The 12,853-nt window shown below is 48.0% G+C and carries 10 protein-coding genes; 4 read left to right on the forward strand and 6 right to left on the reverse strand.

What is annotated here, in order from left to right; translation table 11 throughout:
• A complete protein-coding gene (mraZ, locus tag SAQUA_RS19430) occupies nt 1-459 on the reverse strand; it encodes a division/cell wall cluster transcriptional repressor MraZ (protein WP_380678511.1) in 459 nt (152 codons plus the stop codon).
• 188 nt (nt 460-647) lie between these two features.
• Here mraZ and SAQUA_RS19435 point away from each other — a divergent pair, with 188 nt between their 5' ends.
• Nucleotides 648-962, forward strand: coding sequence for a hypothetical protein (locus tag SAQUA_RS19435; RefSeq protein ID WP_380678513.1), 315 nt, complete (start codon nt 648-650; stop codon nt 960-962).
• 364 nt (nt 963-1,326) lie between these two features.
• Nucleotides 1,327-1,767 (forward strand): L-alanine exporter AlaE, encoded by a 441-nt coding sequence (locus SAQUA_RS19440; RefSeq protein ID WP_380678515.1) that lies wholly within the window; start codon nt 1,327-1,329, stop codon nt 1,765-1,767.
• 86 nt (nt 1,768-1,853) lie between these two features.
• On the opposite strand, the gene cra is transcribed toward SAQUA_RS19440, so the two are convergent.
• The 5 genes from cra to leuO form a co-directional block, all read right to left on the reverse strand.
• The gene (gene cra, locus SAQUA_RS19445; RefSeq protein WP_380678517.1) at nt 1,854-2,858 is read right to left on the reverse strand and encodes a catabolite repressor/activator; all 1,005 of its coding nucleotides are present in this window, start codon (nt 2,856-2,858) and stop codon (nt 1,854-1,856) included.
• A 281-nt stretch (nt 2,859-3,139) separates the two neighbouring features.
• Complete coding sequence (gene ilvN / locus SAQUA_RS19450; protein WP_142009917.1) at nt 3,140-3,634, reverse strand: acetolactate synthase small subunit; 495 nt, start codon at nt 3,632-3,634, stop codon at nt 3,140-3,142.
• A complete protein-coding gene (ilvI, locus tag SAQUA_RS19455) occupies nt 3,634-5,352 on the reverse strand; it encodes an acetolactate synthase 3 large subunit (RefSeq protein ID WP_380678520.1) in 1,719 nt (572 codons plus the stop codon). The genes ilvN and ilvI overlap by 1 nt, the downstream gene beginning before the upstream one ends.
• Before the next feature lie 584 nt (nt 5,353-5,936).
• The gene (locus tag SAQUA_RS19460; RefSeq protein ID WP_380678522.1) at nt 5,937-7,742 is read right to left on the reverse strand and encodes an AMP-dependent synthetase/ligase; all 1,806 of its coding nucleotides are present in this window, start codon (nt 7,740-7,742) and stop codon (nt 5,937-5,939) included.
• A 613-nt stretch (nt 7,743-8,355) separates the two neighbouring features.
• Entirely contained in the window at nt 8,356-9,303 is a 948-nt protein-coding gene (gene leuO, locus SAQUA_RS19465) for a transcriptional regulator LeuO (RefSeq protein WP_380678524.1), read from the reverse strand.
• A gap of 879 nt (nt 9,304-10,182) precedes the next feature.
• Between leuO and leuA the strand changes: the two genes are divergently transcribed.
• A complete protein-coding gene (gene leuA / locus SAQUA_RS19470) occupies nt 10,183-11,757 on the forward strand; it encodes a 2-isopropylmalate synthase (protein WP_380678526.1) in 1,575 nt (524 codons plus the stop codon).
• Between the two features lie 2 nt (nt 11,758-11,759).
• Nucleotides 11,760-12,851 carry a 3-isopropylmalate dehydrogenase gene (gene leuB, locus SAQUA_RS19475; RefSeq protein WP_380678528.1) on the forward strand — a complete coding sequence of 364 codons (1,092 nt, stop codon included), beginning with the start codon at nt 11,760-11,762 and terminating at the stop codon, nt 12,849-12,851.
• Nucleotides 12,852-12,853: the final 2 nt, after the last annotated feature.

A 12,853-nucleotide genomic window follows, 5' to 3' on the forward strand; every position in this document is an offset into this window, starting at 1 on the left:
TTATAGTGACAAGTCCTGTAGCCGCTCAGACAACGGTTCCTGAGTGGACTGTTCAGCGTCAATATCATCCTTGACTTGTTGATACCAGGTCTGTTCATCCCACAGTTCAAACTTGTTGAACTGCCCAACCAGCATCACTTCTTTGGTGAGCCCGGCATGTTGGCGCAGCGTACTGGCTAACAGCAACCGACCGGCACCGTCCATCTGACACTCACTGGCATGCCCCAAAAGTAAGCGTTGGACGCGACGCTCAGCAGGATTCATGCTCGACAGACGAGACAGCTTTTGCTCAATAACTTCCCATTGGGGCAATGTGTAAAGCAGCAGGCAGGGCTGGTGGAGGTCGATGGTACAAACCATTTGACCTTGCGACTCCTCATTCAGCAAATCCCGGTAACGGGTAGGTACGGCAAGCCGACCTTTACTGTCGAGGTTAACCATCGTTGCTCCACGGAACATACCTGAGCTACCCCCTAGTGACCCTTTTCACCACTTTACACCACAATTTCCCACATATATGGAGTTTACGGAGGGTATGAAAACCTTGTCAAGCCAGAGCAAGAGCGGTTTGGCAATATTTCTCTGGTCATTTTGCGGACTGACTCACGAAAGGAACTCTATTTACTGAATAAACAGAAAATAACACCATGATTAAAGAGGATAATTTTCTAAGCGAAAAGAATATGAGCAGAACAATCAAAAGTTGGCGATTAAATAACTCATTACCTCCTTCTGCAACCCAGGTCTCATTTTTCAACATGGCAGTCACGGAAAGTTCCCCGCTACAACCCGCATTGGTAAAGGCTTGGCCTTTGTGGGCTAATTTACGCTCAAATGACATAAGCTATCGACTTAATAACCTCAATGAATATTTAGCAATTTACTACGCACTATTTTACTTCAATTATTCTGTCAAAGAAAAACATACAAAAAATAAATCGCTCGCAGGTGGAATGCTCTGAAATTACGGCTTGAAGCAAATTGGCAAGATTATTTCCTAAACACCTGTTTACAATTGAGATGGAAATTTCAGCAAGTTTGGGAATAATCCCATTAGTCATATCTTAAAATCCACACAACAAATAAAAACACATAACATATTGTTTTTAAAAACTTTAACTAAGTGGACCATTTTTAATGCCTTTTTACTCAGCTTTACCTTCCCCTGTCAGGATAAAAATCAAACAAACAGAATTAATAAAAATATTTAGCTACTTAATTGATATAAAAAAGACGAGTAAACTACATATAAAGCAAAAAATCAGCTTATAACACCAAATTAACATTAATTAATAAAACATTAACCCATTAAATCAGGATCACATCATGTCTACACCTGCTTCACGGTTGCGCATCGCTGCTGCCGATACTTTCGCACTGGTGGTGTACTGTTTTATCGCAGGGATGGCAATTGAGATTCTGATTTCTGGTATGAGCTTTAACCAGTCGCTCTCTTCCAGACTCTTGTCGATCCCCGTCAACATTCTTATCGCTTGGCCCTATGGCCGCTACCGAGACTTTTTTATCGCGACTGTACGCCACTTCCCGCGCGGGCAATTTCTACTTCGTAATCTTGCCGATCTGTTGGCTTATGTCAGTTTTCAGTCACCAGTTTATGCCGCCATTTTATGGAGCGTCGGCGCTGATGGTCAGCAGATTGTTGCGGCAGTAACGAGTAATGCCTTGATTTCAATGGCGATGGGCGTTGTTTACGGCTATTTTCTGGAATATTGCCGCAAACTGTTTCGCGTGGTGGGTTATGTTTAGGCGGTGTTTCTGAATTGAACGCGACTGGCAGCCAGCTCAGAAACACGGTTTAGAATGAGGGGCTGACACCAAGCGCCCCTATCGGCTTATTTTCGGCTCAAGCTTCCACGGCGGAATAAGTTGCGACGAATACGCGTCAGACCCGGTTTAGGCTTACGCGGCTCGTCAAGGCTGGCAAGCACGAGTTCCAGAACCCTCTCTGCAACATCACGGTGGCGCTGCGCTACGGCAAGCACCGGACACTCAAGGAAATCAAGCAACTCGTGATCGCCAAAGGTGGCAATCGCCAAATCTGCCGGTAAACGCCCATTTTGTTTAAGCGTCACATCCATCACGCCCTGCAGTAGAGAGAATGAAGTAGTAAATAGCGCTTGTGGCATCGGATGGGTTTTCAGCCATTCAGCAAACAGAGTACCGGCAGCTTCACGCTCGTAACTGTTGGCATAGAGATAGTCAACCTGGCGTTCATCATCCTGCCAGGCCTGACGAAAACCCTGTTCACGCAGGAAGCTGACTGACAGTTCTGGCAGAGCACCAATATACAGCACCGATTTGGCCGGGAAACTGCGTAGCTCCTGCGCTAAAGCAAATGCATCCTCCTGATCCGCACCGACGACACTGATAAAATGCTCACGATCCAGGGCGCGGTCCAATGCAATAATCGGGAAAGGATCATTAGCCCAACGCTGATAGAAAGGATGTTCAGGCGGAAGTGCCGTTGAGACAATAATGGCATCAACTTGGCGTTGCAGCAGATGCTCAATGCAGCGCATCTCATTGTCCGGTTGATCTTCAGAACAAGCGATCAACAGTTGATAACCACGTTGGCGAGCCTGACGTTCGAGATAATTGGCAATGCGGGTATAGCTGGTATTTTCAAGATCAGGTATCACCAGACCAATCGATCTTGTGCGGCCTGCACGTAACCCTGCAGCAACTGCATTTGGGTGATAATTGTGTTCCCTGACCACCGCCATCACTTTTTCGACGGTTTTATCGCTGACACGATATTGCTTCGCTTTGCCATTGATGACATAACTGGCCGTAGTGCGCGAAACGCCTGCGAGACGCGCGATTTCATCCAGTTTCACGTTAACCCCTTTAATGACGCTGAAAATAGAATAGAAACGAAAATTGCGGATTGACCTTATCGTTTCAACTTGCACCCGATAACGCTACTGATTGAAAGAGTAAGGATAGAGAGTAACCATGGTAATCCCTATGGTTATTCAACCCAGTCATTGGATCTAACAGCAGAAAACACTGATGAGCAACCGCTTTTGCAGAAAGGTGCCAGCAAAATGGCAAAAAGAATATAAAGAAAGGGCGCAGCCTACAAGCCACGCCCCAAGTTCAAAGCAGCAAAGCAGCTTCAGCGCATGATCTTGTCACCACGTGATACGCCCACTATCCCCGAACGTGCCACTTCAACAATTTCAGCCACTTCACGTACCGCATTGAGGAAAGCATCGAGTTTATCGCTAGTACCAGCCAGTTGGACGGTATAAAGCGAGGCTGTCACATCAACAATCTGGCCACGGAAAATATCTGTGCTACGTTTTACTTCTTCACGCCCATAGCCGCTGGCCTGGAGCTTCACCAGCATGATTTCGCGCTCAACGTGAGCTCCCTGAATCAGTTCACTGACACGCAGCACATCAACCAGTTTGTGCAGCTGCTTTTCAATTTGCTCAAGGATCTTCTCATCCCCCACTGTCTGAATCGTCATACGGGACAGAGTAGGATCGTCCGTTGGGGCCACCGTCAGGCTCTCGATATTATAACCACGCTGAGAGAACAGCCCGACGACGCGCGACAAGGCACCGGATTCGTTTTCCAGTAAGACAGATAAAATACGGCGCTTCATCAGGTTCTCTCCGTTTTGCTTAACCACATTTCGTCCATGCTTCCACCGCGGATCTGCATTGGATAAACATGTTCAGTTTCATCGACGGTCACATCGACAAACACCAGACGCTCTTTTTCTGCCAGCGCCTGTGCCAACTTGCTTTCCAGCTCATCAGGAGTCCGAATGGCAATCCCCACATGGCCATAGGCTTCCGCCAGTTTGACAAAATCCGGTAGGGAATCCATGTAGGACTGTGAATGACGGCCAGAATAGATCATATCCTGCCACTGTTTCACCATCCCCAGATAACGGTTGTTCAGGTTGACCACGACCACGGGCAGGTTGTACTGCAATGCTGTGGACAACTCCTGGATGTTCATCTGAATACTGCCATCGCCGGTAACACACACTACCGTCTCTTCCGGCAGAGCCAGTTTCACCCCCAGTGCTGCAGGTAAACCAAAGCCCATCGTCCCCAACCCACCGGAGTTGATCCAACGACGTGGCTTATCAAACGGATAATAGAGCGCAGCAAACATCTGGTGCTGCCCCACATCAGACGTAACGTAGGCATCACCTTTGGTCAACCGGTGCAGAGCTTCGATCACAGCCTGAGGCTTGATGGTTCCGCTGTCTTTGTTATAACTCAGGCAATCGCGCGCACGCCATTGTTCAATGGATTGCCACCAGTCACGCAACGCATCGAAATCTTGCGTTTTGCCATCCTGCCCCAGCAGTTCCAGCATCTCCATCAGTACCAACTTGGCGTCACCAACAATCGGAATGTCGGCATCAACCGTTTTTGAAATGGAGGTTGGGTCAATATCAATATGCAGCACTGTCGCATCAGGACAGTATTTGAGCAGGTTGTTCGTCGTTCGGTCATCAAAGCGCACACCAACGGCAAAAATCACGTCAGCATGGTGCATGGTGTTATTGGCTTCATAAGTACCGTGCATTCCCAACATACCAACGCTCTGGCGATGAGTGCCAGGAAAGGCCCCAAGCCCCATCAACGTGCAAGTGACCGGCAAATTGAGTTTCTCTGCCAATTGCAGTAACTCTGCGTGGCAGCCAGCGTTGATCGCCCCGCCGCCCACATACATAACCGGTTTTTTGGCTGACAATATGGTCTTCAGTGCACGCTTGATCTGCCCCCGATGCCCTTGCACGGTTGGGTTATAGGACCGCATGCTGATTTCCTTCGGATAGGCATAGGGCATTTTCACTGCGGGGCCAACGATATCTTTGGGCAGGTCAATAACCACCGGCCCTGGTCTGCCAGTAGAAGCCAGATAGAATGCTTTTTTCAATACAGATGGGATATCTTCTGTGCGCTTGACTAGGAAGCTGTGCTTCACTACCGGACGGGAGATCCCCACCATATCGCACTCTTGAAAGGCATCATAGCCGATCAGCGAACTAGGGACCTGACCAGACAATATTACCATCGGAATAGAGTCCATATAGGCCGTGGCAATACCCGTTATGGCGTTGGTAGCCCCTGGTCCAGACGTAACCAGCACCACACCAACCTCCCCCGTAGCCCGCGCATAACCGTCTGCCATATGCACTGCGCCCTGCTCATGCCGTACCAGAATATGATCAATTCCGCCTACCGTATGGAGGGCATCATAAATATCCAGTACCGCTCCGCCGGGATAGCCGAATACGTGCTTAACGCCCTGGTCGATCAATGATCGAACGACCATCTCGGCTCCTGACAACATTTCCATGAATTTGCCTCCAGGCTTACATATCTTCTCTGACGCCGAAACATGGCGCCTATCATGGGGGTGAAGCCCCAAAAACGATGAACTATCTAGGCTGTGTCCCTTAACTGCACGCGAGTGCCGCTGGCGGTCATTTTCGCGCAGGGCAAGGCGTGAGCCGCGAGGTTTGGTGGACCAAATAAGCGGCGAACAACGCAGCAATCCGCGAAAATGGCCCTAGCCCGTAGGGTCGCGCCCCAAAAGCCCGTTCTCTGTGTTGTCGGGCTTGAACAGAGACCCACTATGCCCTTCAACCTCCGCCTTGATAACGGGCTTTTGGGTCTGCGACGGCACCACGGACAGTTAAGGGGCACAGCCTAGGGTGTATCTCTTAACATAACGTCTGATTAGAAGGCAGGCAAACGACATAAAAACTTAACAACGCTAAGGGTATTGCCAACAGGCTAAGGATCGTTCGCTTAAAATGACAATGCACTAGCTGAACGCAATTTCAGCTAGGCATTGTTTCGAACAATGAGACAATTACAGAGGTATATCAGGCAAGAATCAGGATTATTATTTATCCAACACTCGTAGCATCAGTGCCATCACTTTTCCTGATACATTGACTCAATCTCATTATGATAACGCTGCAAGATAACTTTACGACGCAGTTTCAGCGTCGGAGTCAATTCCCCCAACTCCATTGAAAACGCCTCTGGCAAAAGAGTAAACCTTTTCACCTGCTCAAAAAGGGCCAGTTCCTTTTGCAACTCACGCAACCGCTTTTCGAACATTTCAATGATGTGACCGTTACGCAGTAACTCAAGCCGATCATGATACTTCAGGTTTATTGATTTGGCGTATTCTTCCAGTGACTCAAAGCTCGGCACGATCAACGCGGAAACAAACTTCCGTGCATCGGCAATGATAGCCACCTGCTCGATAAAACGATCCTGTGCCAAGGTACCTTCAAGCATTTGTGGCGCAATGTATTTGCCGCCGGAGGTTTTCATCAGATCCTTTAGCCGCTCGGTAATAAACAGGTTACCATTATCATCGATTGCGCCCGCATCACCGGTTTTCAACCAGCCATCTACGGTGAATGAGTTAGCAGTTTCCAACGGTTTATTGAAATAGCCCCGCATTACAATTGGGCCACGAACCTGGATCTCACTCTCTTCACCGATTCGCACGTCTATTCCCGGTAACGGTTTGCCGATCGAACCAAAACGGAAATTGTTTTCCTCCCAGCAAGATACCGTGGCACAGGTTTCTGTCATACCGTACCCGTATTTGATGTTAACGCCCATCGCCTGGAAGAAAAGTATGACGTTGTCATCTAGCCTGGCGCCAGCAGCAGGCAAAAAGCGGACTCGGCCCCCAAGGATCGCACGCAATTTACTCAACACTAGTTTGTCAGCCCAGCGATGCGAAAGATCAAACAGCTTGCCCAGCGGTTTCCCCGCTCTTTCTTGCAAGAATTTTCGCTCACCGCAAACAATAGCCCAATGGAACAAAGCGCGACGTAGCCAAGTGGCTCGCGCCACTTTCTCATGCACGGCACTGAAAATCTTTTCATAAAAACGCGGCACAGCACACATCAGTGTGGGCTGCACGGCTGCCATCGCATCACGCACCCAATCAGTGTTTGGCAAATAGACATTCTGGGCGCCAGAATGCATGATGAAGAAACTCCAGGCGCGCTCAAAAACATGCGACAACGGCAGGAAACAGAGAGAAACGTCATCTTCCGTGACTGTCAGACGGTCATCATGTAACTGCAGTTGCGCAGCCATATTTTGGTAATCGAGCATCACCCCTTTCGGCTCCCCTGTGGTGCCGGAGGTATAGATCAGCGTAAACAGATCTTGCAAGTTACATTCGGCAATCCGTTGCTGGCGCAGCGCATCAAAACGCTCAATATCAGCCTTTTGCTCAAAATGACTGAGATGTTCGGCAATCTTGCAACCACGCAAATCAGCGGTATCATCGAATACAATAATATGGGTGAGTTGTGGACACATGGAGAGCATCGCTATCGCAGCATCCAGTTGTTCCTGTTCACCGACAAACAGCACGCTAATGTCAGCATCATTAATAATAAATGCCGCCTGAGCAGGCGTGTTCGTAGAATAAAGCGGCACACTGACCGCCCGCAACTCTAGGATAGCCAGATCGGCTAGCGACCAAGCCATACAGTTATCGGCAAAAATAGCGATGCGATCCTGAACTTCTACGCCAAGAGCCAACAGGGCTGAGGCAATTTGGCGGGTATGCTGCCCAACCTGAAACCAGGTTAACTGCGTTTCCCCTTGCGGAGACCACTGACGGAAAGCCGTACGCTCGGCACGGTAAGTGATTTGATGCTGTATACGTTGGACCAGATGGTAATGCGGCAGATTGTTGATCATAAGCGCCCTGAGCCTGAAATGAATCAAACAGTAGACCGTGATAGGAACCTTAGCCCCACTTCTCAGCTTACACGTGTTTTCTTTTTTCTGCGCAGTCTACCTACTCTATCTCTGCCAGAAAAGAGATTTCAGCGTAGAAGTGTGAGCCTAAACTCAAGTTACTTTCACTTCTATTGATCTTGAACAAAGGGGCACTACGTTCAGGTTCATTCACGCTGTAAATAGACGCCCAGCGAATAAGTCCTGATGAACTTACTGAAATAAAATATTTGGGTGAGGCGCAGTCGGTATAAATCGGTCAAGAGCCTATTTGCATGCGGCAAAGCGGCAACCAAGCTCATGGACTTGCCGAGTAACACAGTTAACATCCCTGTAGTATGAAGGGATACAGGTATAAAAGGTTTTATTCAGGATAGGGATTAACTTAGCTTAAAATTCTAATTATATCTTTTGTTTCAGAATATCATTTCAAGTAATTGAGAAAACTAAAACTCACCTCCAAAATTCACAGGTGTGTCTTAATTACCAGTAAACATGTTATTACTTCTCCAAATACCCACCAGCTATTAACCCTACGCACAACGCAAGCACGCCGGGTTAATAAATCGCTAAATTAGCGCAATAATTCTGATTGACTAAGCACGGATTTCATCCATTGATGCCCTTTATCACGCTCAGCGGACTCATGCCAGGAAAGATAACAGGTCACACTTTTCTTTTTCCACGGCAATGGAATTAGTTTTAGGTGCAGCGCTTCCGCATGTTGCTGTGCTAACCATCGTGGAGTGATGGCTACCATTTCGGTCATTGATACGATATTCAATATACTGAACAGATCGGTACATTGCTGCATGATACTGCGCTGTGCAATCTCTTCACGATAGTAAGGTTTGCTGAAGGAGCAGAAGCGCTCCAGTGAAATGGCCGCATGCTGCTCAGCCAACAGTTGTTCTTGTGTAATGCTGTTCAGCACCCGTGGATGTGATTGTGCAGCAACCAGAATTAACTCATCTTCAAATAATGCAATATCCTGATACTCAGGATGTTCAAAGCGGGTATAACCAATAACAAAATCCATTTCCTGGTAGCGTAACTGATGTTCAATGTTATTGTTAAGATAGGACTTTGTCTGCAACCGCACATTGGGTGCCATTCTCTTTACGTTGTTGATTATTTTGGCTGTCAGGCGGATGTCTAGCGGGCTACAGATAGAGAGCACGAAAGTACGCTCGCTGCTCAAGGCGTCAAAACCTGCACCGGGTAATTCATTCTGAACTAGTTGCAATGCCTGCCGTACTGGGCCAAAAAGTTGGCGTGCACGCATAGTAGGTTGAATGCCTCGGCCAAAACGCACAAAAAGCTCATCGTTGAACATAATTTTCAAGCGAGCTACAGCATTACTCACCGCAGGCTGCGACATGCCTAACGAATTTGCGGCACGGGTAATATTCTGCATTTGCATAACCGCATCAAAGACAGTGAGTAAATTAAGATCAACACTGCGCAGATGAATATCGCTACTTTCCTTTTCCAAGACAGTTCCTGAATTATATTCAGACATATCTAGCTCCACTAAGTCCTATGTAGATAATTCCCCCAGCGAGCAGAGAAACGCCACAGATAGTGTGGTTACGTTATTCTCTCATAGCGGAATTAGTTATCCCTATTGGCTATCTGCTATAGATAACAATCGGGCATCATCCTATAAAAAATGGCATTGCGCTTCATATTAAGGTTTTGCTTACAGGCATACCACATCCAATAAACCAGCCCGAAACGTACTGACGACACGCAAAAACTTGGCAGGTTCCCCTCGAGCAGTGATCCTATGATTGACACTCATCAACATATTTAATCAAACCATAAAATGAGATGATGGACAATCATACACGATTCAAATAGATAGATTTAGCCCCACTTCATTGCTTGTTATGTGTCAGTAGCCCCAATAAAATACAAAATAATAATGAAACCACCTCTATACATTTTCCTTGTGAATGTACTTATCTGACGGTGCTTGCTCACTTTTTTGCAGCAGGGAGTTTAACTGAGCAGTACCTAGAATCAATGCCGCTAAACAATACTGATGCCATTTCTGCTAAAAAAATCGCAAAAAATACCATTTTACTTCATCGCAGGACCGTTTTTTTACTGCGTTCTGCCCGCCGTTCCTGTTGCCGTCAGCCCCCTCTTTTCAATCAATTGTTGACATAACCCAGCGAATAAAGTATCAAATTAGGCAACGAAAACATTTTTGAGAAGCTGATAGTCATGAACCGTACCTTCCGTCTACCAAGCCTACTACTAAACGCATCTTTGCGCGGTATGCTGGTGGCCGGAGTTCAGTACTGACTCAGCCAGTCACCTGTAAAAACCCGCGCTACTGCGCGGGTTTTTTTTTGCCCGCTTAGCGTGAAGCAAAACCACAAGGAAAGACACGATGAGCCAACAAGTTATTATTTTCGATACCACATTGCGTGATGGTGAACAGGCATTGCAGGCCAGCCTGAGCGTTAAGGAAAAAATTCAGATCGCTATGGCGCTGGAAAGAATGGGGGTCGACGTAATGGAAGTCGGCTTCCCGGTTTCTTCTCCTGGTGATTTTGAGTCTGTACAAACCATTGCACGCCAGATCAAGAACAGTCGAGTTTGCGGCCTGGCGCGCTGTGTTGATAAAGATATTGACGTCGCTGCCGAAGCGTTACGCGTTGCCGAAGCCTTCCGTATCCACGTATTCCTGGCCACCTCTACACTGCACATCGAATCAAAATTAAAACGTTCTTTCGACGAAGTTCTGGAGATGGCAGTACGTTCGGTGAAACGCGCACGTAACTACACGGATGACGTTGAATTTTCTTGTGAAGATGCTGGCCGCACACCGATTGATAACCTTTGTCGCGTAGTAGAAGCTGCGATCAGCGCTGGCGCGACTACTATTAACATTCCAGATACTGTTGGTTATACCACACCAAATCAGTTTGGCGGCATTATCACCACGCTTTATGACCGAGTACCTAATATTGATAAAGCAATTATTTCCGTTCACTGCCACGATGATTTAGGAATGGCCGTCGGTAACTCTATCGCCGCAGTTCAGGCGGGTGCTCGTCAGGTGGAAGGAACATTGAATGGTATTGGTGAGCGTGCCGGTAACTGTTCATTGGAAGAAGTGATCATGGCGATCAAAGTGCGCCAGGACATCATGAATGTGCACACCAATATCAATCATCAGGAAATTTACCGTACCAGCCAGTTGGTCAGCCAACTGTGCAATATGCCAATCCCTGCCAACAAGGCTATCGTAGGTTCCAACGCCTTCGCCCACTCTTCGGGTATCCATCAGGACGGCGTGCTGAAAAACCGCGAAAACTACGAAATCATGACTCCGCAGACTATTGGTCTGAAAGATGTTCAGTTGAATCTGACCTCACGTTCTGGCCGCGCGGCAGTGAAACACCGCATGGAAGAGATGGGCTATAAAGAGCAGGATTACAATCTGGACGTTCTGTACGCCGCCTTCCTGAAATTGGCTGACAAGAAGGGCCAAGTGTTTGATTACGATCTGGAAGCCTTGGCTTTCATTAACAAACAGCAGGAAGAACCGGAGCATTTCAGCCTGGAATACTTCAGCGTACAATCCGGCAGCAGCATTATGGCCACCGCTTCGGTCAAGCTGATCTGCGGTGATGAAGAGAAATCAGAAGCCGCCACCGGAAATGGTCCAGTAGATGCCGTTTACCAAGCTATCAACCGCATTACCGAGTACCCAATTGAACTGGTAAAATACCAACTGACTGCTAAAGGTCAGGGACGTGACGCATTGGGTCAGGTTGATATAGTGGTTTCTTATAACGGACGCCGTTTCCATGGCGTTGGCCTGGCAACCGACATTGTTGAATCTTCTGCCAAGGCAATGATTCACGTGCTGAATAATATTTGGCGCTCACAGCAGGTAGAAAAAGAAAAACAGCGTCTGCAGCAAACAAAACATCATAATAATCAGGAAACGGTGTGAACATGACGAAGACTTACCACATTGCCGTCTTACCCGGAGACGGAATCGGCCCAGAAGTGATGGTGCAGGCACATAAAGTGCTGGATGCTGTCCGCCAACGCTTTGGCATCCGCATTACCACCAGTGAATATGACGTTGGTGGCATAGCCATCGACCGTCATGGCACACCGTTGCCAGCCGCCACTATCGCTGGCTGTGAACAGGCTGATGCCATTTTATTTGGCTCCGTTGGCGGCCCGAAATGGGAAAATCTGCCGCCGGCCGAACAACCTGAGCGCGGAGCCCTGTTACCACTGCGCAAGCACTTTAAACTGTTCAGTAATCTGCGTCCTGCTCGTCTTTATCAGGGGCTGGAGGATTTCTGCCCACTGCGTGCCGACATCGCCGCAAAAGGCTTCGACATCCTGTGCGTGCGGGAACTGACTGGTGGTATCTACTTTGGTCAACCTAAAGGTCGTGAGGGCCAGGGTATGCACGAGCGTGCTTTCGACACCGAAGTGTATTACCGCTTTGAGATTGAGCGTATTGCGCGCATTGCCTTTGAATCTGCCCGTAAACGTCGCCACAAAGTCACTTCCATTGATAAAGCCAACGTATTACAAAGTTCGGTCTTGTGGCGTGAAGTAGTCTCTCAAATTGCCAAAGAATATCCTGATGTGTCGCTGTCACACATGTATATCGACAACGCCACTATGCAGTTAATCAAAGATCCGTCCCAGTTCGATGTCATGCTGTGCTCCAATCTGTTCGGCGACATTCTGTCTGATGAATGTGCCATGATCACCGGCTCGATGGGTATGCTGCCTTCCGCCAGCCTGAATGAACAAGGCTTTGGCCTCTATGAACCCGCCGGAGGTTCTGCTCCGGACATCGCTGGCAAAAATATTGCCAATCCGATCGCGCAAATCCTGTCGACCGTTCTGTTACTGCGTTACAGCCTGGGCGCGGATGAAGCCGCTGATGCGATTGAACGCGCTATCAACCAGGCGTTGGAACAGGGTTACCGTACTGCCGATCTAGCTGGTGATGGCAAAGCCATCGGCACGAATGAAATGGGCGACATTATTGCCCGCTTTGTGGCTCAGGGAGCATAAAT

It is taken from the genome of Serratia aquatilis, from assembly GCF_044865145.1.
Taxonomy (GTDB): domain Bacteria; phylum Pseudomonadota; class Gammaproteobacteria; order Enterobacterales; family Enterobacteriaceae; genus Chania; species Chania aquatilis.